Below are 23521 nucleotides of genomic sequence, written 5' to 3' on the forward strand. Positions count from 1 at the left end.
TATAAAAAATTCTTGGCATCTACGGTCAATTCAACTGAGCTCTCAAAAACATATGACAATAAAAAAACCAGTGACGTTGCCCTCACTGGTTTAGTTTTTTAGACCAAAGCCTTTTACTGCCAATGCTTCAGCTTACTGGTTTGACCAATGCCCACATTAAAACTATTGGTAGGATCAAGCTTTTCATAATGCGTTCGTAGTGCAGGTTTTGCTACATATAAATGTCCGACATTATGCTCGGCTGGGTATTCCGCCCCACGTGCATCCAGTAAATGCCACATTTGGTGTTCCATCGCCAAGGGATCCACGCCCTTTTTCACAATATAGTCCTGATGAAACACATGACATAAAAAGTGACCATAATAGAGTTTATGAACAATCAGATCATCCATCTCTTTGGGTAAGGTTTCCACCCACTCTCGATCATTCCGACGCAATGCGATATCCAGAGCCACAATATCTTCAACTTCTGAACGGTGCGTATCCCGATAGCGAATTGCTGCACCTGCAACAGCAAAACGATGTAAAAATGCTTTACGTCCTTCTTCCTCGCTACAGTGGAAAAAATCACCTGAGCTTTTATCTTGGAAATAGCATTTTAAAAAGCTTTCAACTTGCTCGACATCTTGATTTTCAATCCGAATAACCAAATGGTGTTCATACAGGTCACGAAAAGTATTCATCCGTTTCGGTAAATGATTGGGCAGAAATTTGGTCACCAGCTGCAAAACTTTATCTGACAGTCCTTTCATACCAAATTTTTCTAAGTACGCATCGACCTTATCTTTCATTGCAAATGCAGCAGGTACTTTGGCTGTGCCGAGTTTTTCAATGAACATGAAGGTGTCTTTACCATACTCCGCCCCAATGTCATAAGCCACGCGGTGGATATATTCCCCTGCAATCGGCAATCGCGGCAAATCTTTTAGTAAAAAACGGCGGATTTCAGTCAAATCATCATGTGAATTTGTACCCACGTAAAATACCTGACTTGGAATTTTTTCAAACGTATCCAAACGTACGGCAAAGACACATACTTTACCTGCTGAACCCGATGCTTCATATAAACGAGACGGATCGGCATTAAAACGCGCGGGCGTATTTTCATCCACTTGTTTAACATCATGTCCATAACGATGGTCCGATGCGCAGCAGCCTGAGTTATTGATAATATCACCGATTTGATAATCTTTTGTTTCAAGTTTGCTTAGAATTTCTTCAGGTGTTTCTCCGAGATTTACCCCTAAATGATTCACCAACTCTAACTGACCATCATCATTGACACGGGCATACAGTGCCAGCTCAGTATAAGCAGGACCACGGCGCACCAAAGCACCACCTGAGTTATTACAGACACCACCTAAAACCGAAGCTCCAATACACGATGAACCAATCACCGAGTGTGGCTCCCGATTAAATGGCACCAATTCTTTTTCAAGTCGATCTAGTGTTGCACCAGGTAGACAAATCACTTGCTGACCGTCATTAATAACCTGAATTCCAACCAATCGACGCGTGCTGATCAGAACCACAGGACGGTCATAGTCATCGCCAAAAGGCGTTGAGCCGCCAGTCAAACCTGTATTGGCAGCTTGCATAATCACAATACACTCTGCATCAACAGCCGCTTGTAGTACTTGCCACTGTTCAAGTAATGACCCTGGTGCAACAACTGCCAGTACTTTTCCTGCACCGTAACGACGACCTTGGCGGTATAAACGTGTGTCTTTATCGTCAGTTAAAACGTGTTGTTTACCGACGATATTTATTAAATTTTCAATGGTGTGTTGTGGAGACCGAGGGTTCATATTTGTTATTTCCAATGATTATAATCCCCCTGAATCCCCCTTTTCCAAAGAGGGACTTTTTCTTTACCTTAGACATTTAAAGTAAAAGAAAAATTATTTATACCTACAACATAAATTCTAATCGGTATAACTCCTCCCTTTAAAGGGAGGTTGGGAGGGATTATATAAATAGCAATAATCACGGTATTGATGTAAATACCTATTGAATGCACGTTTACTCTGTGAGAACTCTTTTACTAATGCAATGAATCACTCAGCCAATTCTCGCTCTAAACGTACCAAACAATCCGAAGTAATATCAGCAATGGTTTTTGCACCAGTTAAGGTCATAGCAACACGCATTTCTTTATCAATCAATTCTAAAAGATTTGAAACACCCTCACCGCCTGCCGCACCTAAAGCATAAACAAAGGCACGACCGAGCATACACGTGTCCGCACCCAAAGCCAGCATACGTACCACGTCTAAACCATTACGAATACCCGAATCTGCAAGGATTTTAATATCACCCTTGACTGCATCTGCAATTGGCGGAAGTGCACGTGCAGAAGATAAAACACCATCGAGCTGACGACCACCATGGTTTGAAACCACAATCCCATCTGCACCGAAACGCACTGCATCTTTGGCATCTTCAGGATCCAAAATTCCTTTAATGACCATTGGGCCATCCCAAAACTCACGAATCCACTCAAGGTCTTTCCACGAAATAGACGGATCAAAGTTAGAGCCTAACCAACCAATATAATCTTCTAGACCTGTAGGCTTACCTAAGTATTTAGAAATATTGCCCAAGTCATGCGGACGTCCCATCATGCCGACATTCCACGCCCAGTGTGGGTGGAAACACGACTGCATATAACGGCGCATTGCTGCATTTGGGCCACTCATACCCGAGTGGGCATCACGGTAACGCGCGCCCGGAACAGGCATATCCACGGTAAACACCAACGTTGAACATCCTGCTGCTTTAGCACGTTCCAAGGCATTTTTCATAAAACCACGGTCACGTAGTACATAGAGCTGGAACCACATTGGACGCTGAATCGCAGGTGCCACTTCCTCAATTGGACATACTGAAACGGTAGACAGTGTAAATGGAATACCCTTTTTATCTGCAGCGACCGCAGCTTGAACTTCACCGCGGCGTGCATACATGCCTGTTAAACCCACAGGAGATAATGCAACAGGCATCGACAAAGTTTCATCAAACAGTTTGGTCTCTAAACTTAACTGTGACATGTCGTTCAGTACACGCTGGCGCAAAGCAATTTTTGATAAATCTTCTACATTGCGCTTCAGGGTATATTCTGCATACGCACCACCATCGATGTAATGGAATAAAAATGGCGGTAAACGACGTCGTGCCGCTTCACGGTAGTCATTGGCAGAAGAAATAATCATGCTTATATCCTGTTTAATCGACTGGCACGCTGACGACGAGCTTCTTCCTCATCAATCATTCGCACCTGTTGTACTACAAACTCAATGTGTCCACAGACTGCTTTACGTGCAGCTTCTGGATCACGACGTTCAATTGCATTCATGACTTGAAAGTGCTGATCATGCAATTGATCAAAACGGTGTGCTTCGCTATAGACTTTTCGACGTCCCAAAGCGACGTTGAACTGCAACAAATCGAACAGACCACGCATCATCTGAATCAAAACCAAATTATGAGAGGCTTCAGCAATCGCCAAATGAAATTTCGCATCTGCACGAGCCGCCTCATCATCATTTCCCAAAGCCTGAAAATGGTTAATCTGGTCATAATGATGTCGGATGTTCACCAGATCTTCTTGGGTTGCGCGTTGTGCTGCATACCAAGTTGTTCCACCTTCTAAAATAATGCGCGCCTCTTGCACATCAAATCGATAGGCAGGATCCTCATTCATCAAATTACTAATCGGTTGTACGATTTGATAACTGGACCAAGTTGCTGGTAATTGTTTTAAAAAAGTCCCCGCCCCCACTTTGCTGACCAACATACCCATGCTGGTCAACTGCGAAATGGCCTCTCTTAAAGAAGAGCGAGAGACTTGAAGCTGTTCACACAGTTTTCTTTCAGCAGGCAGACGGTCTCCAACTTGCATATTGCTTTGTTCAATCAATACACGCAGGCTTTGTACAGCTTTATCGGAGACTTTCATCTGCTTTCCTTAACGTTGATACACAATTTGTGTTATGGAATCATCCATGGGAACACATAGGCTTGTAGAGTAATCATAATACCCATCATAATTGTGAACGATATACTGTGTTTTAAGGTAAAACGGAATAAATCAGACTCTTTACCAACCAGTCCTACCGCCGCACACGCAATTGCAATCGATTGAGGTGAAATCATCTTACCGGTCACACCACCACTGGTATTGGCTGCCACCAGTAAAACTTCTGGCACACCAATTTGCTGAGCTGTAGTGGCTTGAAGCGCTGAAAACAGTGCATTGGCAGAAGTATCTGAACCTGTAAGGAATACACCCAACCAACCCAAGAAAGGCGAGAAGAACGTAAATGCTGAACCTGTATGTGCAAGGGCCAAAGCCAAGGTCGAAGACATACCCGAATAGTTTGCGATAAATGCAAAAGACAACACCATACCAATTGAATAAATGGGAACTTTCAATTCATTCAGGGTTTCACCAAAAGTTACCACAGCATCTTTCGGTTTCATCTTCAAATAGGCAATAGTGATCAATGCTGCAATAAAAATCGCAGTTCCTGTCGCCGAGATCCAATCAAATTTGTAAATCGCGTCATAGTCTTTAATTTCAGCAACTACAGGTGGCATTTTTTGAATCATTTGATGCAAAAATGGTACTTTGATTGAAATCACGAGATCATGCAATGCACCGTCTTTGGCAAATAAATCCTTAAACGGTTTCACACTCCAGATCGTCACCATCACAGTTAAAATCGCGAATGGAGACCATGCTTTTGCAATTTGTCCTACAGTGTATTTTTGCTGTTTTTGTGCAGCCACATCCTCACTCATCGTTGCGTCTTGATCTGCAAAACGGAAAATGTGCTTCGGCTGCCAGTATTTAAACAAAATTGTTAAAGAAACCAAGGATGCAATTGCAGCCGTAATATCGGGTAATTCTGGACCAACAAAGTTAGAAGTTAAGTATTGTGCAATTGCAAAGCTACTTGCACCTACCACAACTGCTGGCCATGTTTCTTTAACACCGCGCCAGCCGTCCATGATTGCCATAATCCAGAACAACACGATTGGCACCATAAATGGTAGCTGACGGCCCACCATTTGGCTGATTTCCATCGTATCGACACCAGAGACTTGTCCAGCAACAATAATTGGAATACCCATTGCACCAAAAGCCACAGGTGCTGTGTTTACGATTAGGCACAGACCTGCTGCATATAAAGGTTTAAAGCCTAAACCGACTAATAATGCTGCGGTAATTGCCACAGGAGCACCAAAACCTGCCGCACCCTCTAAGAAGGTACCGAAAGCAAAGCCCACCAAAAGCATTTGTAAACGCTGGTCTTCAGTAATTGAGAGAATAGAAGAACGAATGATGTCGAACTGGCCTGTCTTCACTGAAATTTTATACAGGAATACAGCACCAATAATGATCCATGCAATCGGCCATAAACCGTAGAGGAAACCATAAGCCATCGATGCAAATGCCATCAGCACAGGCATCTTATAGGCAAATAAAGAGACAAGAAGTGCAAGTACAACGGTAATGGTACCTGCCACACTGCCTTTTAAACGAAATACCGCGAGCGCCAAAAAGAAGAAGATAATCGGAATCAGTGCAATTAGACTTGAAATCCAAATATTCCCCATCGGGTCATACATTTGCTGCCATTGAAGCATTGTCATCTCCTTGAAATGCTTACTAAGATTTAATTTTGAGCATATTATTGGCACTTTTGCCAATATTGGACAGACCAATATAAGCAACCGTAAAGAGAAACAAACCAATAATGACTTATGCTTGGCTTATTTTGATTTAAAATGAAGTAAAACTTCAATTAAAAGTTAATATTGGTATGACCAATATTAACTACCTTCATAAACTAGATCATATTTCAATCAAATTAATATCATTGTTTTTACTGATATTTTTATGAAAATAATGCCAATTTTAGACTTTAGTCTAATAATATAAAAAATAATCACCGAACTTAAATCCATCTTAATACTCAAAAAATGGAAAAATCACACAATATTGGTAACACCAATTTAAAACCAAACAAACTTCACCACTTTTCTGATTAATTTACAGCCCAAACATCTTCTAAAAAGACAAAAAGTGAGCACACAATATAGAAACCGATTTTATCCAGAAATTTTTCAACAGTATCGATATGCACATGAGCTTTAATATTTTTAAAGCCCTATGATTTTTTAGAAAAACCATTTGGAAAAGTGCTACAATCGCGGACATATGTATTCTTTCAGGCCACCTATTCTCGGTGCCTATATTTATATCGTTAGGATTAACAATGACTGATAATGCAACTATCTTGCAGAATGTCCCAGTTGGCAAAAAAGTTGGTATTGCCTTCTCTGGTGGTCTAGATACTTCAGCTGCACTTTTGTGGATGAAACAAAAAGGCGCAGAACCTTATGCTTATACAGCAAACTTAGGTCAGCCTGATGAAGACGACTACGATGCGATTCCAAAAAAAGCGGAAGCGTATGGCGCAGTAAAAGCTCGCTTAGTTGACTGCCGTTTACAGCTTGCACTTGAAGGTATTGCTGCGATTCAATGTGGTGCGTTCCACATTTCAACTGGTGGTGTACCGTATTTCAACACGACGCCATTGGGTCGTGCAGTAACAGGGACTATGCTTGTTACCGCAATGAAAGAAGATGATGTCAACATCTGGGGTGATGGTTCAACATATAAAGGAAACGATATTGAACGTTTCTACCGTTATGGTTTGTTGACCAACCCTGCACTTAAAATCTATAAACCTTGGTTAGACCAAACGTTTATTGATGAATTAGGTGGCCGTGCTGAAATGTCGCAATTCTTGATCGACAACGGCTTTGACTACAAAATGTCAAAAGAAAAAGCGTATTCAACTGACTCAAACATGTTGGGCGCGACCCACGAAGCAAAAGATCTTGAATACCTCAATGCAGGTATCAAAATTGTTGACCCAATCATGGGCGTTGCATTCTGGAAAGACGACGTAGAAGTTAAAGCTGAAGAAGTATCGATTACTTTTGAAGAAGGCTTCCCTGTTGCAATCAATGGTCAACGTATCGAAGACCCTGTTGAGTTCATCCTTGAAGCCAACCGTATTGGTGGTCGTCATGGTCTAGGTATGTCTGACCAAATCGAAAACCGTATTATTGAAGCAAAATCTCGCGGTATTTATGAAGCACCAGGTATGGCACTTCTACATATTGCTTATGAGCGCTTGGTGACTGGTATTCATAACGAAGACACGATCGAACAGTACCGTATCAACGGTCTACGTTTAGGCCGTTTGCTTTACCAAGGTCGTTGGTTCGACTCTCAAGCATTAATGCTTCGTGAAACTGCACAGCGTTGGGTTGCCAAAGCTATCACTGGTACAGTAACTTTAGAGCTTCGTCGTGGTAATGACTACACCATCATGAACACAGAGTCTGAAAACCTCACTTATGAAGCTGAGCGTTTGACGATGGAGAAAGGCGATTCAATGTTTACGCCAATGGACCGTATTGGTCAGTTAACTATGCGTAACTTGGACATCACAGATACTCGTGCGAAACTTGGTATTTATACCAATACTGGTTTGCTTGCAGTCGGTACAGGTTCTGCTGTTCCACAGTTAAAAGACAAAAACAAGTAAGTTTGTTGAATGTCAAAAAAACCGCTCTTATGAGTGGTTTTTTTATTTTAGCGATTCATTCTATACACGTCGATGTGGTTAAAGGCTGATAATAAATCTGATTACGCCCCAATTGCTTGGCACGGTATAAAGCCTGATCTGCGATCCCTAGCAACTCGACTTTGCTCAAATCAACCTCGCCTTTAAAGACTGTAATCCCTAAACTAATGGTGACAAATGGCGATACTTCAGACATTTCATGCGGAATTTCCAACCGCTCAATCGCTCGGTAAATATTCGAAGCAACCGCATAAGCGCCATGTGCATCGGTTTCTGGCAATAAAACTACGAATTCTTCGCCACCATAACGTGCCACAAAATCCATATGCCGAATCGCATTTTTAATAGATTTTGCAATCGATGAAATCACATCATCGCCCTTTTGGTGACCATAAAAGTCGTTATATTTTTTGAAAAAATCAACATCGATAAACAAAATGGATAAAGATGTTTCATCCTGACGTGATTGCTCATAATAAGTATCCATCATTTCGTCAAAATTACGCCGATTTGATATCTTCGTCAGTTCATCATTCTGACTTAAATGCAGCAATTCTGAGGTGTGTATTCGATGTATTTTTTCACTAATTTTAGCGCGGCGAATATTTAAAAAAATGATGCGCTCGCGGGCGTAAATCATACGACTGATGATAAACCCCAGCAAACAGCTACCAAACATCACACGCCCCATCACAATCGCATCAAACTTAACTAAAGTTGAAATGAGCACTAAAAATGAAACGGCAGCAGCTACTATTCCTGTGATAAAAATATATCCTGGCTTTACTCCAGTCAGTAAAAACCCCAATACATAAATCATGCAGATAATCATCATTGCTTGATGGCGCAAAGCTTCGGTATGTACCGACATGGTCAACCAAGTCGTCGAGACTACGGCCCAAAACACAGCAAACATGGCTGCATAGGCAAAAAAAGGCTTTAGTTTGGTATAATGTGAAAAAACATAAAGGAATAAAAGACAAACTGCACCATTTAGCAGGCCCAGCAAGCAATGAATAAAATCTTGTTTAAAGTGAGAATGTTCAATAATCCAGTAATCCCCCGGAATCATTAAAATGGCAAAAACAAAATAAGCCAAAACACCAGACCAAAGAAAGTCATTAATATTGCGACGCGCGCGCTCTAAGTTTAGTCGCCAAAACTCTTGCTCTAATTTCTGAGGAAAAACCTGACCAATACTACGGTTGTGTCGTGTAATCAGCTCTTCCATTTTTTCTTTATCGTACTGAAGTTTGGCGAGGTTGTATTTATATTCCATACCAGACCAGATTTAATTCTTGTAGTTGCTTAAAAATAACACAAATTTACAAAGATAAATCATAATAATCAGACAAGATGCCTTTATTTGTCATTACCATTTTTGCTGTATATGCATTATCATCTGTTTTATTTCTTTGACAGAAATCGCCTTGAATACGATTACGATTCTCCAGCCAGATGACTGGCACGCTCACCTTCGTGATGGTCTTGCATTACAACGTACGGTTCCCGATTTAGCCCAACAGTTTTCACGCGCTATTTGTATGCCAAATACCGTACCTCCTGTTAAAACAGTTGAGGAAGCGAATGCGTACCGTGAACGCATCATGGCGCACGTACCAAAAGGCAATGCCTTCGACCCACGTATGGTGTTGTATTTTACTGACACAACTTCGCCTGAAGAAGTCAAAAAAATTAAAAACTCTGAGTTTGTAAATGCGATTAAACTCTACCCTGCTGGCGCGACCACCAACTCAGACAATGGTGTAAGCGACATTCGTAAAGTCTATGCCGTTATTGAGCAACTTGAAGAACATCAGGTTCCATTACTTCTGCATGGCGAAGTTACACACAATCATGTCGATATTTTCGACCGTGAAAAGCGTTTCTTAGACGAAGTTCTTTCTCCGTTGCTAAAGCAATTTCCAAAACTAAAATTGGTTTTAGAACACATTACGACCAGTGAAGCAGCTAACTTTGTTTTAGAACAAGACCGCAATGTGGCTGCAACCATTACTCCGCAGCATTTACTGTTTAACCGCAATGATATGTTGGTTGGTGGTATTAAACCGCACTTCTATTGCTTACCCATTTTAAAACGCCAAACCCATCAGCAAACTTTGCTCGAAGTTGCAACCAGTGCCAACCCTAAGTTTTTCTTAGGCACAGACAGTGCACCACACTCTAAAAATGCCAAAGAAAATGCATGTGGATGTGCAGGCTGCTACAGCGCACCAACGGCAATTGAACTTTATGCTCAAGCATTCGATCAAGTGGGTAAGCTTGAACGCCTTGAAGGTTTTGCCAGCCACTTTGGTGCAGACTTCTACGGTCTACCGCGCAATACTTCAACAATTACACTGGTAAAAGAAGACCAAGTCATCCCTGAGAGTTTAGACTATTTGGATGGTGAACAAATTATTCCGCTGTATGCGGGTAAAACCATTCAATGGAGAAAAGTGTGACAAATGAAACATTGCCAATAATTGGTCAGCGTTTCCGTGGTTTTCTACCTGTTGTTGTCGATGTCGAAACAGCAGGTTTTAATGCACAGACCGATGCCTTATTGGAAATTGCTGCAATTCCGATTATTTATAATGAAGAAGGTCAATTTGTACCGGGTCCTGCACATCACGCGCATATCAACCCCTTTGTAGGTGCAAATCTAGACCGTCGCTCATTGGACTTTATTGGTATTGATCCCTTTAACCCCATGCGCATGGCCATGGCTGAAGACGAAAAAACAGCATTAAAACGTATTTTTAAAGCCGTTAATGAAGTTCGTCGCCAACAAAACTGTACACATGCAGTCTTGGTCGGTCATAACGCCCACTTTGATTTAGGTTTTGTACAGGCAGCGATTGCACGTACAGGGACTAAAAATCAAAACCCATTTCACAGTTTTTCTGTATTTGACACCGTCACCTTAAGTGCTGTGATGTTTGGTCAAACTGTTCTTGCGAAGTCATGTATTCAAGCAGGGATTGAGTTCGATGGTAGAGAGGCCCACTCGGCTTTATACGACACTCAAAAGACCGCCGAACTGTTCTGTTATATTTTGAACAAACTCGCCCCACACCTACTTGACACTCTGGTGGCGGATCAATAAGATACCGCCATCCTCGCAACGTCCCTATCGTCTAGAGGCCTAGGACATCGCCCTTTCACGGCGGTAACCGGGGTTCGAATCCCCGTAGGGACGCCATCTTATTCTATTTCTTCAAAACAACACTTTTAATTTAATCGGTTCTGATTGACCACCGATATTTCATTTCAATTTTAACCATGCACTCGCTATACGATGCTTCGTATTTTTCAAGGTTGATTGCTATGCTTAAGAAATTTTTAATCTTTTTATTGATTCTATCGCCTTCTATTTTTTATCTATGGTTTGTCCAACAAGGGAGCAATAACACCAAACAAGACCCTGTTGCACAAGAACTACATTCAAGTGCTGAAAACAGCTCTTCTTATCCAACACCCGACCACTAAAAAATAGTCTTTAAGCATTTGTTTTTTAAATTAATACTGAGAGTTCATCAGATAATTTCAATTCACGTGATTTTTCATCTTATTAAAAACTAGAATATAACTTTAAGCCCATTGTTTGATTTTCTATGCAATCTGCAACGCCGCCTTCGCAGTCTTCAACTGATTCACCGCAAAATACCTCATTAAAACGTGCCATGAGCTCGCGCCACCTGATCATGTTATCGCTTGGTGGTGCCATTGGTACAGGCCTGTTCATGGGCTCAGGCGAAGTGATCTCTCAGGCAGGCCCTCTTGGTGCTGTGCTGGCTTATATTATTGGCGGGTTGATCGCATATATGGTCATGCTTTGCCTCGGGGAGCTTGCAGTACATTTACCTGTTTCTGGTTCATTTGGTGCCTTTGCAACACGTTATATTGGCCCTGGCACAGGTTATATGGTGTCGTGGATGTATTGGCTCGGCTGGTCGGCAACACTCGGCACCGAATTTACAGCAGCAGCCATTTTGGTACAGGAATGGTTCCCACAAACGTCGATCTGGTTATGGACGCTAATCTTTGCCAGTGGCGTCCTGATTTCAAACCTCAGCTCAACCCGAGCTTTTGCAGAGTCTGAGTTTTGGCTCTCCATGATTAAAGTCGCAACTGTACTCATTTTCATTCTTTTAGGCTTTGCCTGTATTTTCGGTATCATCCCTTTTCAGGGGTATGAATCTGCCCCCTTATTTAACAACTTGACCGCGCAAGGCTAGCTACCGAATGGTCTTATTCCTTTGTTTACCACCTTATTAATTGTGAATTTCGCTTTTAATGGCACAGAAATGATTGGTATTGCCGCAGGTGAAACTGAAAACCCAGAAAAAAATGTGCCCAAAGCCATTCATGCTGCGGTTTGGCGCCTGATTATTTTCTTTGTTGGTACCATCATTGTCATCAGTTCACTGCTCAGCTACACCAACACAGGTTTGCAAGTGGGCGGGCATGGTGGCTTAAGCAGCAGTCCGTTTGTGACTGTATTCACCCAAATGGGTATTCCCTATGCTGAAGATTTTATCCGTTTTGTAATTATCACGGCATTATTATCAACCGCGAACTCAGGCTTATATGCTGCATCTCGTATGATGTGGGCTCTGTCCTCACAAAACCAACTCCCCAAGCTTTTTGCTAAAGTAAGTAAAACTGGGGTGCCTTATATTGCCATTTGGGTCACCATGATTGGTGGCTTACCAGGCTTGCTCTCTGAGCAGTTTGGTGCAGATGTCATTTTTAAGAACTTAATGGGTATTGCAGCATTCACTATGGTGATTGTCTGGATGAGTATTTGCTGGAGTCAGTTTAACTTTCGTCGCCAATGGTTAAAGCAAGGTCGGGCTTTATCGGAGCTGAAATTCCGTACCCCTTGGTATCCGTTGGTTCCGATCCTAGGCTTTATCTGCTGTACAGCAACAGGCTTAAGTATGGCGGCTGACCCTGAAATGCTTTCAGGTTTTATTGGCTGCTTACTCTTTATGGCGGCTTGCTATGCTAGTTACTATTGGCTCTATCATAATAAAAACTACTCTGTACACGACAAATTTCACAGAACCCTTATCCTATCAGGATTCTGCTTTCTTAAAATTGCCAAAATTTCCTTAAACTCTTCTTTTTTCCCAAAACCAATTAAACGCTGAATCGCCATTTGAACATAGTCTAAACCATAGCGAAATAAACTCATTGAGAGTCGTCCATGCTTCTTTATTTTTATCGCTTTTTTTTGATCATGTTGCCATTCACCCGTTAAGTAACACCAACAGAAGCTTATAGCTAACACCGCAATCAATTTTTTCACTCGTCTAGGGTCTGTCAAGCGCGTATTTTCAAGATTAAACCCGCGTCCTTTGAGACAACTGAATAAGGTTTCAATTTCCCAGCGTAATGCATAATCCTGAATAGCATTGGCATTAAACTGAGGAGAAACGACGAGTAAAAGCTCTCCATTTTCTAACTGTAGTGCACTTATATATAGTTTCACCCGACCAACCAAAATCCGTCGTTTACGACATTCAATTTGACCAACTTTAAGATGGCGAAATAAATCACTAATTTTATGATTCTTTCCTAAATGATTGGTGACAATGAAGTTTTTTTAACACGAATGCAGAAGTTGATGTCTTGTTCAATTAACCATGTAAACCACTGCTCACCGATAAACTCTCTGTCTGCGAACACATTCACAACACGGTCTTTACCAAAAATGGCTATAAAGCGTTGAATCAAAGCAATACGCTCTTTCGTATCTGAATTTCCACGTTTATTAAGCAATGTCCAAAGGATAGGTATCGCTATTCCACGATAAACGATTGCGAGCATCAGGATATTAATATTTCGTTTTCCCCATTTCCAATTGGTTCTATCTAAAGTCAGTTGCACTTGGTCGAATGAAAACATATTGAAAATCAACTGAGAAATTTGACGATAATCAAAATACTGACCTGCAAAGAAGCGCTGCATACGTCGATAAAATGATTGTGGTAAGCACTTGATGGGCAAGGCTTTAGATGCAGAAGAAAGATTACATGTTTGCTTTAAAATAATCACAAGCATGATGAGCGCAAAGCACTTTAAATGTGACTTGTTCCATTTTAGAGATTTGTTTAAGATAAGATATAACTCATTGAGATGTGTCATAGTATTCGTCGTTAGAAAACAATTATTGTGACATTATTTCAATGAGTTATCTATTTTTGTCGTGTACAGAGTAAAAACTAAGTACCTTCAGCAAAGTGAGCTCAAGCTTATTTTTTGGGCTCACTTTTGCAGCAATAAAAAATTCATTCAATTTAATTACTTGTTTTGCCTAATGTTTGAACTTTCAACCATCACAGAGCAAAAACCCTTTTGACAAATAGGCCTTTAATCCTTAATATACGCATCACCTCGCAACGTCCCTATCGTCTAGAGGCCTAGGACATCGCCCTTTCACGGCGGTAACCGGGGTTCGAATCCCCGTAGGGACGCCATATCTTGATCTTATCCGATCAACACTTATTCATAATTACTATTATTTCATTGCAGATTTGCAGTTTTTCACTACAATAGCCCGCTTCATTCCTGAACTTATTAACGCTTATGCACTCATCTCCGAATGATGCTTCGCATCAGGGCAATTCTGCGCCTTTAAAACGCGCTATGAGTACTCGACATCTGGTTATGATTTCGCTTGGTGGCGCAATCGGGACTGGCCTATTTTTAGGATCGGGTGAAGTCATTGCACAAACGGGGCCTGTAGGTGCCATTATTTCTTATTTCCTCGGCGGGATCATTGCATATATGGTCATGCTGTGTTTAGGGGAACTTGCTGTTCATATGCCTGAGTCTGGCTCATTTGGCGCCTATGCCAAACGCTATATCGGACCAGGTACAGGTTATACTATCACATGGCTGTACTGGCTAACGTGGTCAGTCACGCTAGGCACCGAGTTTACAGCTGCCGCTCTGCTCATGCAGGAGTGGTTTCCAGATAGTTCAATGTGGATGTGGACCCTAATTTTTGGTGTATTTGTATTTAGTTTAAATATGATTTCGACCAAATGGTTCGCAGAATCTGAGTTTTGGTTAGCTTTAGTCAAAGTTATCACCGTTGTTATTTTTATTTTATTGGGTCTACTCGCTATTTTTGGCGTGATTGGCTACAGAGGCTATGAAGCTGCGCCTTTATTTAGCAACTTAACAGCTCAGGGTTGGTTCCCAGAAGGATTATTCCCTATCTTTACCACCATGTTGATCGTGAACTTTGCATTTTCTGGTACAGAGCTGATTGGTGTTGCTGCAGGTGAAACCAAAGATCCTGCTAAGAATGTACCCAAAGCCATCAATACTGCAATTTTCCGCTTATTGATTTTCTTTGTGGGCACCATCTTGGTCGTGACTTCACTCCTTCCGCATCAAGAGGCAGGTTTAGCAGCAGAAGGCGTGAGTAGCAGTCCATTTGTGACTGTATTCCAGCACATTGGCATTCCTTATGCTGAAGATATTATTCGTTTTGTGATTATCACTGCGTTGCTATCTGCTGCGAACTCAGGACTATTTGCCGCTTCGCGTATGATGTGGTCGCTATCTTACCAAAAGCAGTTGCCAGCAGTCTTCTCAAAAATCAATGCACGTGGTGTCCCTTATGTGGCAGTTATCGTGACCATGATTGGGGGTATGCCAGGTTTACTGTCTGAGCAGTTTGCACCTGAAGCCATTTTTACCAATTTACTGGGTATAGCAGCGTTTACCATGGTCGTCGTTTGGATGAGTATTTGCTTAAGCCAATTTAACTTCCGTCGCCAATGGTATAAACAAGGACGTAAAAAAGAAGAATTAGGTTTTGCAGCACCTCTGTTTCCTATTGTGCCAATCCTTGGCTTTATCTTCTGCTTTATCACCTGCGTCAGTATGGTGTTTGATCCAAGTATGCGTATTAGCTTCTTTGGTTGTTTACTGTTTATTGCAGTATGTTATGCCAGTTATTACACCTTTTATCACAAGAAATCTTAATCCGTATTGTTAAAAAGAGCGACTTCGGTCGCTCTTTTTTTTATACTGTTTTTATCAAGTACATCATCGGTGCATACACGATGAATATTGTATGGATTCATGGGATGAATCAGCAGCACAAGACTGCACGTACCCTGCTTCAACATTGGCTTGTGATCTTACAACAGGTACTGAGCGAACTTGGCCGCACAGATGACCTTCCCTATCTTCAGCGGCACAGTCGGCTGGCCTTTTATGGAGATCTTCTAACACGTCAGCATTTAGAAAATACCCTCAACGCCAGCACCCTCATGCCACAAGATTGGTCTCCTTTTTCCTTTTTACATCCTATTCACCTGACGCACACCGCTGCACCCAATATCGAACATCAAGCTGAAATTTCTAAAAACCCTCAGCTCACAATTTCAGATGAACTCTCATTCAATAATAAAATTAAATACATCAGCCTCCTCGGCAAAGATCTAGCCTTACGTGACTTAGCCAGTTTAATCAATCACTTTCCAGAGTTGCATAGCAGCTTTATTCATCGTTTTTTGATGGAAGCGTATCTATATTTATCCAATCCACACTTCATCCACACCGTGCATACACGTCTGCATGAGCACTTACATGGTACGAAACCCAATATTGTGGTTGCCCACTCTCTAGGCAGCGTAATTGCCTATAATTATTTAATTCAACACCCTGAACTTAAGATTCAAGCACTAATTACCCTCGGTTCACCACTGGCCTTTCGCGTTATCCAGTGTCATTTACAGCAACCTATTCAACGGCCTGCACCTTTACATGGCGATTGGATCAATTTTTATTCAGATGCCGATTTTCTGAGTGCTTTTCCACTGAACCAAAAACCGTTTGCTTTTACTCCCGCCATTATCAACAAGCAAATCACTACTGATATTGCTCATCCTCATCTGATCGAAGGCTATTTACGCCACCCCGAGTTCATCAATAACTTGCTTAAATTGCTTAAAAAATCGGCTTAAATCATATGATTTTTAATCATTTTATCTAGATTGTTTTAAATTTATGCACTCAACACTTAAAACTGGAATTATTTAGAGAAAAGCGTTTGACACCCCTCTGTTTTCGCCCTAATATACGCCCACCTCTGAAACGTCCCTATCGTCTAGAGGCCTAGGACATCGCCCTTTCACGGCGGTAACCGGGGTTCGAATCCCCGTAGGGACGCCAATTTCAGAAGTAAAGTTTTATTAAGTCCCTATCGTCTAGAGGCCTAGGACATCGCCCTTTCACGGCGGTAACCGGGGTTCGAATCCCCGTAGGGACGCCATTACTTAAGATCAAAAGTAATCGGTTTTAAAATATCACTTCTGTACTGTCCCTATCGTCTAGAGGCCTAGGACATCGCCCTTTCACGGCGGTAACCGGGGTTCGAATCCCCGTAGGGACGCCATATTCGAGATTGATTTTTTCTAGAGTCATCTCATAAAAAAGCCCAAGCATTAGGACTTGGGCTTTTTTATTGCCTGTCTATTTACGATCAACTTCAACTAAAGCGGTCGAGGCAAAAATAGCCTGTGGCGCAATCACAGTTTCATTCAAGGGAATGTTTTGCCCATATCGCTGTTGCATGAGTTGCTTGACTTCAGACGAACTTAAATCAAATTGCTTCAGTTTGGATAACGGCGCCAACTCAATACCTAAAGCATCATGATAGGCCTTCCAAACTATTTCTGAGCAATATAGCGCACGATTGTCCCACTCAAAATAAAGATCATAAGGCTGACCTAAGTATTGTTCTGCGTTTTTGATCAGTTGCTGCTTTTGCTGAACAGTCAAATTCGCTTTAAAGCGTTTCACCACATAATGCCGCTCAACCCCGCGATCAATCCACTGCTGAAGTGCCGTATATTTTACAGGCTGAACTGCCTCTAAAACCCATACTTTTCCATTTCTATTAACAATTAAACCCATATGGCTATAACGAGACTTGGTCGCTTTTTGTATCCCTAAACTTTGCTGAGACTTCGAAACATGAAAAATAATATCGCCCGTTTGATAGGACATATTCGCCCATAGCAGCTGAGGACTTACCAACAGTAAAACAGCACTTAAAATCGCAACATTTCTATTTTTCATCCTAGATTTCCTTTATTCTTCTTTTTATAGATACGATCAATCACTTAAAACTAAAAATATTTATGATCTTACATCATCTTCAAAACTCGCGCTCACAACGTATTCTTTGGCTACTTGAGGAACTTGAACTATCTTATGAACTCAAACTTTATGATACAGCTCAAACTAAACAAACAAATCTGAAATTTCCAACGCTCGACATTTCACATAATACTCAGACGATACGACTTACGGAAAGCAGTGCAATTGTAGAATACCTATGCCAACTGTGCCAGAAGTTGATTATTCCCCATGACCATACACAGTATTGGAACTTCTGTTTTTATAGCCATTATAGCGATGCCAGTCTCATGCCCAATTTGGCATTGAAACAAGTTTTCCAACACATTAAACAACAAACACCTTTGCTTGTGCGCATTGTGAGTTTGGCCTTTCAAGGCGCCTTCAATCACGCTTATTTAAACCCTGAGCTACATCGACAACTTAAAGAAATTGATACCCATTTAAGCGCGCATGCATACTTTGCAGGCGATGTGTTTAGTTATGCCGATATCTTGATGTGGTTTCCACTCTATGCGGCCAGTTATGCCACTCCGCAGTTTGCTCAGTATCACGCCATTCAACTCTATTTCACCCAAATACAAAGCAGACCTGCCTTTAATGCTGCTATGGCACGTGGGCAATGGTCTGCTTCTTATTTTGAACACTATTGGTCTATCACACAGTAAGTTCTACTTAGGCTGACTTTCTAGAGTTGACTTGCCCTTTAATCACCGCCTTTACATTGCCTTTTAAATAATTAAAAAACACTTTAAGCGGTGACACTTTCGGATTTGGTTGTTTACCTTCTGCGATATCCTTAAATTGTGCGGCATACCAGATCACTTCCATAATCGCCATTTTATCAATCATCGAAATGCCTGTTTTGATCTTATCGACTGCATAACGTACATCTTGCCCTGCAATTAAACGATTGGTCACATCGGGTTCTACCGCAAATGGACGCGCCATCCCAATAAAGTCACACGCGCCACTTTCTAAGGCTGCGTTCATACCCGCAGCCGTACGAAAACCGCCTGTCACCATCAACTTACACTGGACTTGTTCACGAATTTTTTCAGCAAACTCTAAGAAGTAAGCCTCACGTGCAATGGTCGACGCTTTACGTTTTTCTTGCTTCACCCCAGCCATGGCAGGTGCTTCATAGCTACCACCTGAAATTTCAATCAAATCAATCCCAGCCGCATCAATAGCTTTAAATGTCGCAATGACATCTTCTTCCGAGATTCCACCACGCTGAAAATCTGCTGAATTAAGTTTGACCGAAATAATAAACTGATCCGAGGTCGCTGCACGTACCGCTTTATAAATTTCCAATAAAAAACGCATGCGGTTTTCAGCAGAGCCACCCCATTGATCTTGGCGTTTATTGGTCAATGGCGATAAAAACTGACTGATGAGATAGCCATGTGCACCATGTAATTGCACGCCTTCAAAGCCCGCTTTCTCACAAATGGCAGCTGAAGTTGCAAAACGTTGGATAATATCCAGGATTTCATCTTCACGAAGCGCTCGCGGCGTTCCAAAACTCATTGATAAAGCGGGACTAAACGGTACTGCTGAAGGTGCAACCGTTTCCTTATTTAAACCCTTAGGACACTGACGGCCCGGATGTGACAACTGCACCAATTGCACCATGCCATATTTTTTACCAATCGCAGCCCATTGTTTTAGTGGCTCTAAGTCACGTTCAGTTTCAATCACCACCACGCCTGGTTCATTTTTAGCTCGAAAGTCCACCATCACATTGCCTGTAATGGCACAGCCTAGGCCTCCTTTTGCCCAAGCCTCATACAAGCCTAAGTGCAAATGATTCGGCTGGCCAGCATGATTGGCCAGTGCTTCACTCATCGCCCCTTTAATCATCTTATTTTTAAAATGGACCTGCCCAATGTCGATTGCGCTTGCAAGCTGGCTCATGAAAATTCATCCTTTAATATTTTTTAGTGTTTTTACTCTATGTGTTTTTTGGCTACAGTCAAGAGAATTTGACAATTCATTTTGTCAAAATTTCTGATCTTTTATTTAGAAAATGATTTTACTGATACTGACTGGCTTGAATCAATTGACGCGTATAGTCAGACTGCGGTTGCTCAAAAAGTTGTTCAGTGGCTTGCAATTCCACTACTTTGGCATGTCGCAAAACCAAAACTTGTTGGCAGAGTGCACGTACCACTTGTAAGTCATGGCTAATAAACAAATAGCTGATACCCTGCTCGTGTTGTAGGCGGCGTAATAACGCCACAATCGAACGCTGCGTGCTTCGGTCTAAGGCCGAAGTTGGTTCATCTAAAATCAATAGTTTCGGTTGAAGCACCAAGGCTCGTGCCAAAGCCACACGCTGTCTCTGTCCACCGGATAGCTCATGCGCGTAATAGCTTTTAAATATAACTGGCAACTCCACCTGAGTTAAGACATTCTCAACACATTGCGTCCTCTCAAATGAAGACAAAGGCTTTAAAGTTAAACCTTCTGCAATGATTTGTTCAACACTCATGCGTGGGTTCAAACTTGCGAACGGGTCTTGAAACACGATTTGAAAATCACCGCGAAGCGGACGTAATGCCTTTTGCGAGAGTTGGTTTAAATCATGTTCTCCAAACCGGATCTGCCCTCGACTTTCAATCAACCTTGCTACAGCCAGTGCCAAAGAACTTTTGCCTGCACCACTTTCCCCAACAATTCCCAACGAATGCCCTTGAGCCAAGCTCAAGTCCAAAGCTTCAACCGCAGCAAGATACTGTGTCGTGCGATTAAACCAGCCTTTTTTAATCGGAAATTTAACCTCAAGTTGTTTTAAGCAGAGCAAAGGTGCTGCATCTTGTACATTAATGGCTTGACCAAAAGAATGATTGAGTAAGTTTTGAGTATAAGTAGACTGCGACTGCTCAAAAATCTGCGCAACCGCCCCTTGCTCTACGACCTTACCTTGATGGATGACCACGGCATCATCAGCATAGTATTTCACCAAGTTGAGGTCATGGCTAATCAAAATCATGGCCATGTTATGGCGCTGTTGTAAAGACTTCAGCAAGTCTAAAATTTGAACTTGCAGCATGACATCTAGTGCCGTGGTGGGCTCATCAGCAATCAAAATATCAGGCTCTTGCACCAGTGCCATAGCAATCATGACCCGCTGGCGTTGGCCACCAGACAGCTCATAAGGAAAACGCTGCAACACACTTTCAGGATTTGGAATGCCCACATCTTCTAGCAAGGCAATCACACGTTGCCGCGCTTGCTTTTTAGACCAACCCTGTAACCACAAAGTCTCGGCAATGATTTTTTCTACTCGATGCAAAGAATTCAAGGCAGTCATCGGCTCTTGAAAAACCATTGCAATTTTTTGCCCACGAATCTGCCTAAACTGATCATCGCTCAGCTCGAGTAGCTCTTTTCCGTCTAACAGTACTGAGCCTTGCACTTGTAAAACTTTCGGCAACAAACCCATCAAGGATAAAGCACTGACCGATTTTCCTGAACCGCTCTCTCCAACCAGCGCCAAAGTCTGCCCAGCATACAGTTCAAAACTGAGCTGATCGACCAATAGGCGTTCTGCACTTTGAATACTCAGTGCATTCACTTTAAGTATGGAGGCTGTACTATTGGCGTCTAGGGTCAAATGCATCGCGCAAAGCCTCCCCGATATACATCAGCAACGCAAGCACAAGGGCCAAGCTGAAAAAGCCAGACAGTGCTAACCATGGTGCATTTAAATTATTCTTGCCTTGTAACAAAAGCTCGCCCAATGATGCCGCATCAGGCGGTAAGCCATAACCCAAGAAATCCAGTGCTGTTAGCGCTGTAATATTGGCAGTTAAAATAAAAGGCAGTTGTGACAGGCTAGAGCTGATTGCATTGGGTAAAATATGCCGAAAGATAATAGCTCGGTTGGTGACACCTAAACTTCGCGCGGCACGGACATAGTCTAGCTGACGGGCCCTTAAAAACTCAGCACGTACCAGTGGAACTAAAATTGTCCAACTGAATAACAGCATGATTAAAAACAGCCAGTAAATATTTGGGCTAAACATACTGACTAAAATCATCACCATGAACAGCATGGGTAACCCGCCCCACACTTCTAAAATGCGCTGCCCGATTAAATCGATCCAACCACCGTAATAACCTTGTATTGCTCCAATCACTATGCCCAGTACAGCTGAACTGAAAGTCAAAATAAAACCGAACAGCAATGAGACACGTAAACCATACAACACGCGTGCCAAGACATCACGACCTTGGTCATCTGTCCCGAGCCAATTTTGCATTGTGGGTGGTGACGGTACAGGGACTGTCAAATCTACATTGGGGGTTTGATATGAATATCGAATCAACGGCCAAACAACCCAACCTTTTGCTTGAATCAGCTGCTGTACCACTGGATCTTTATATTCAGTTTCAGTTTCGAAAACACCGCCAAAAGTCGTTTCAGGATAGTGTTTCAATACAGGGAAATATAAGGTCTGATCATACTTAACCAATAGTGGTTTATCATTCGCGATTAGCTCTGAGGCTAAAGACAGTACAAAAACACAGATAAATAAAATACTACAACTAAGACCGAGCTTATTTTGCTTAAATCGTTTGAAACCTGCCTGTAAAATGGGTGACATCAGCCTCTCCCTTGCGAATCAAAATGTATTCGCGGATCAATCCACTGATACAACACATCGCCAATTAAACGCAGCAGCAAGCCCAACAAAGTAAAAATGAACAAGGTGCCAAAAATCACAGGATAGTCTCGTTGCACAATCGCCTCAAAGCCCAATAGGCCTAAACCATCCAGATTAAATATGATCTCAATAAATAAATTGCCCACAAAGAAGTAAGCGATTAAAGCTTCAGGTAAACCTGCCACCACAATCAGTATCGCATTGCGAAACACATGACCATACAACACTTGCGACTCAGTCAGACCTTTGGAACGTGCCGTCAGCACATAAGGCTTGCTGAGTTCTTCCATAAACGAATACTTGGTGAGATAAGTCACTGTGGCAAAGCCACCAATCACCATCGCCAAAAGCGGTAAAGCCATATGCCAAAAATAATCTTTAATTTTGCCCCATAGCGAAAAGTCCGCAAAATTTTCCGAGACCAAACCTTGTAAAGGGAACCATTGGAAATAAGAACCGCCTGCAAAAAATACAATCAGGAGAATTGCAAAAATAAATGCAGGAACCGCGTAAGCCACTGCCAACAGTAGCGAGGTCGACTGATCAAACACCGTGCCATGCAATCGGGCTTTTTTGATGCCTAAAGGAATGGAAATTAGATAAATCAGCAAAGCACTCCACAGCCCCAAAGACACGGATACAGGTAATTTATCCTTAATCAGCGCTGTAACGGGCTGGTCTTTAAAAAAGCTCGTGCCAAAGTCCAGTTGCGCATAATTTTTCACCATTTCAAAGAAACGTATATGCATAGGCTGATCAAAACCATAATGTGCTTGGATCTTTGCGAGCATTTCATCACTGAGTCCTTGCGCGCCTTGATAGACATTTGAGCCTCCACCTGCACCGCCCAGATTACCCAAATTTTGCATAGCTTCCGCTTGTTGAATGGCTTGCTCAACAGGACCACCGGGCGCAATTTGAATTACAGCAAAATTAATCAGCAAAATCAGAAATAAGGTCGGAAGGATCAGTAACAGCCTTTTGAATATATACATACGCATCTCA

General features: G+C 42.0%; 18 protein-coding genes, 5 tRNA genes and 1 pseudogene. 13 read left to right on the forward strand and 11 right to left on the reverse strand.

The window, feature by feature from the left end; translation table 11 throughout:
• Window positions 1–113: 113 nt before the first annotated feature.
• The 4 genes from dld to lldP all read right to left on the reverse strand — a co-directional run bounded on the left by dld (window position 114) and on the right by lldP (window position 5658).
• Entirely contained in the window at window positions 114–1808 is a 1695-nt protein-coding gene (dld, locus tag AC4MDD_RS11120) for a D-lactate dehydrogenase (RefSeq protein WP_491881634.1), read from the reverse strand.
• 249 nt (window positions 1809–2057) lie between these two features.
• The gene (gene lldD / locus AC4MDD_RS11125) at window positions 2058–3212 is read right to left on the reverse strand and encodes an FMN-dependent L-lactate dehydrogenase LldD (protein WP_116762315.1); all 1155 of its coding nucleotides are present in this window, start codon (window positions 3210–3212) and stop codon (window positions 2058–2060) included.
• 2 nt (window positions 3213–3214) lie between these two features.
• Complete coding sequence (gene lldR / locus AC4MDD_RS11130) at window positions 3215–3958, reverse strand: transcriptional regulator LldR (protein ID WP_419274953.1); 744 nt, start codon at window positions 3956–3958, stop codon at window positions 3215–3217.
• 32 nt (window positions 3959–3990) lie between these two features.
• On the reverse strand, window positions 3991–5658 hold the full coding sequence (gene lldP / locus AC4MDD_RS11135; RefSeq protein ID WP_178928077.1) for an L-lactate permease: 1668 nt from the start codon (window positions 5656–5658) through the stop codon (window positions 3991–3993).
• 626 nt (window positions 5659–6284) lie between these two features.
• Here lldP and argG point away from each other — a divergent pair.
• Window positions 6285–7628 carry an argininosuccinate synthase gene (argG, locus tag AC4MDD_RS11140; protein ID WP_004694013.1) on the forward strand — a complete coding sequence of 448 codons (1344 nt, stop codon included), beginning with the start codon at window positions 6285–6287 and terminating at the stop codon, window positions 7626–7628.
• 55 nt (window positions 7629–7683) lie between these two features.
• Here argG and AC4MDD_RS11145 read toward each other — a convergent pair whose 3' ends face one another.
• Window positions 7684–8946: a GGDEF domain-containing protein gene (locus AC4MDD_RS11145; protein ID WP_178928078.1), complete on the reverse strand. Its 1263-nt coding sequence runs from the start codon at window positions 8944–8946 to the stop codon at window positions 7684–7686.
• Window positions 8947–9097: 151 nt separating this feature from the next.
• Here AC4MDD_RS11145 and pyrC point away from each other — a divergent pair, with 151 nt between their 5' ends.
• The 5 genes and pseudogenes from pyrC to AC4MDD_RS11170 all read left to right on the forward strand — a co-directional run.
• Window positions 9098–10132 (forward strand): dihydroorotase, encoded by a 1035-nt coding sequence (gene pyrC, locus AC4MDD_RS11150; RefSeq protein WP_178928079.1) that lies wholly within the window; start codon window positions 9098–9100, stop codon window positions 10130–10132.
• The gene (gene rnt, locus AC4MDD_RS11155) at window positions 10117–10776 is read left to right on the forward strand and encodes a ribonuclease T (protein ID WP_491881635.1); all 660 of its coding nucleotides are present in this window, start codon (window positions 10117–10119) and stop codon (window positions 10774–10776) included. The genes pyrC and rnt overlap by 16 nt, the downstream gene beginning before the upstream one ends.
• Window positions 10777–10796: 20 nt before the next feature.
• Window positions 10797–10872 (forward strand) — tRNA-Glu (locus tag AC4MDD_RS11160).
• Between the two features lie 125 nt (window positions 10873–10997).
• On the forward strand, window positions 10998–11159 hold the full coding sequence (locus tag AC4MDD_RS11165) for a hypothetical protein (RefSeq protein ID WP_491881636.1): 162 nt from the start codon (window positions 10998–11000) through the stop codon (window positions 11157–11159).
• Window positions 11160–11284: 125 nt separating this feature from the next.
• Window positions 11285–12712, forward strand: a pseudogene (locus AC4MDD_RS11170) (amino acid permease); the annotation flags it as partial.
• Window positions 12713–12732: 20 nt separating this feature from the next.
• Here the strand turns inward: AC4MDD_RS11170 and AC4MDD_RS11175 are convergent.
• Window positions 12733–13823, reverse strand: a protein-coding gene (locus AC4MDD_RS11175) for an IS4-like element ISAba1 family transposase (protein WP_491881637.1) whose coding sequence is annotated in 2 segments (ribosomal slippage) — window positions 12733–13283 and window positions 13283–13823 — 1092 coding nt in all. Because the reading frame shifts where the segments join, the coding sequence is not laid out codon by codon here.
• Between the two features lie 256 nt (window positions 13824–14079).
• On the opposite strand from AC4MDD_RS11175, the gene AC4MDD_RS11180 reads away from it, so the two are divergent.
• From AC4MDD_RS11180 to AC4MDD_RS11205, 6 genes are all read left to right on the forward strand, one after another.
• Window positions 14080–14155: transfer RNA gene (locus AC4MDD_RS11180), tRNA-Glu, on the forward strand.
• 109 nt (window positions 14156–14264) lie between these two features.
• Window positions 14265–15677: an amino acid permease gene (locus tag AC4MDD_RS11185; RefSeq protein WP_491881638.1), complete on the forward strand. Its 1413-nt coding sequence runs from the start codon at window positions 14265–14267 to the stop codon at window positions 15675–15677.
• 80 nt (window positions 15678–15757) lie between these two features.
• Entirely contained in the window at window positions 15758–16663 is a 906-nt protein-coding gene (locus tag AC4MDD_RS11190) for an alpha/beta fold hydrolase (protein WP_491881639.1), read from the forward strand.
• Window positions 16664–16795: 132 nt separating this feature from the next.
• Window positions 16796–16871: transfer RNA gene (locus AC4MDD_RS11195), tRNA-Glu, on the forward strand.
• Between the two features lie 24 nt (window positions 16872–16895).
• A tRNA-Glu gene (locus AC4MDD_RS11200) sits at window positions 16896–16971 on the forward strand.
• A gap of 47 nt (window positions 16972–17018) precedes the next feature.
• Window positions 17019–17094, forward strand: a tRNA-Glu gene (locus AC4MDD_RS11205).
• Window positions 17095–17171: 77 nt separating this feature from the next.
• Here the strand turns inward: AC4MDD_RS11205 and AC4MDD_RS11210 are convergent.
• Window positions 17172–17780: a YiiX family permuted papain-like enzyme gene (locus AC4MDD_RS11210; RefSeq protein WP_491881640.1), complete on the reverse strand. Its 609-nt coding sequence runs from the start codon at window positions 17778–17780 to the stop codon at window positions 17172–17174.
• A gap of 62 nt (window positions 17781–17842) precedes the next feature.
• Between AC4MDD_RS11210 and AC4MDD_RS11215 the strand changes: the two genes are divergently transcribed.
• Window positions 17843–18508: a glutathione binding-like protein gene (locus AC4MDD_RS11215; protein WP_491881641.1), complete on the forward strand. Its 666-nt coding sequence runs from the start codon at window positions 17843–17845 to the stop codon at window positions 18506–18508.
• Window positions 18509–18515: 7 nt separating this feature from the next.
• Here AC4MDD_RS11215 and AC4MDD_RS11220 read toward each other — a convergent pair whose 3' ends face one another.
• From AC4MDD_RS11220 to yejB, 4 genes are all read right to left on the reverse strand, one after another.
• Window positions 18516–19760, reverse strand: a complete 1245-nt coding sequence (locus tag AC4MDD_RS11220; protein WP_491881642.1) for an NADH:flavin oxidoreductase/NADH oxidase family protein — start codon at window positions 19758–19760, stop codon at window positions 18516–18518.
• Window positions 19761–19878: 118 nt separating this feature from the next.
• Entirely contained in the window at window positions 19879–21468 is a 1590-nt protein-coding gene (locus AC4MDD_RS11225) for an ABC transporter ATP-binding protein (RefSeq protein ID WP_491881643.1), read from the reverse strand.
• Window positions 21443–22456 carry an ABC transporter permease gene (locus AC4MDD_RS11230; protein ID WP_279670381.1) on the reverse strand — a complete coding sequence of 338 codons (1014 nt, stop codon included), beginning with the start codon at window positions 22454–22456 and terminating at the stop codon, window positions 21443–21445. The genes AC4MDD_RS11225 and AC4MDD_RS11230 overlap by 26 nt, the downstream gene beginning before the upstream one ends.
• Complete coding sequence (gene yejB / locus AC4MDD_RS11235) at window positions 22456–23517, reverse strand: microcin C ABC transporter permease YejB (RefSeq protein WP_491881644.1); 1062 nt, start codon at window positions 23515–23517, stop codon at window positions 22456–22458. Before yejB ends, AC4MDD_RS11230 begins: the two co-directional genes overlap by 1 nt.
• Window positions 23518–23521: the final 4 nt, after the last annotated feature.

Source organism: Acinetobacter sp. CAU_H_29a_1, assembly GCF_058599505.1.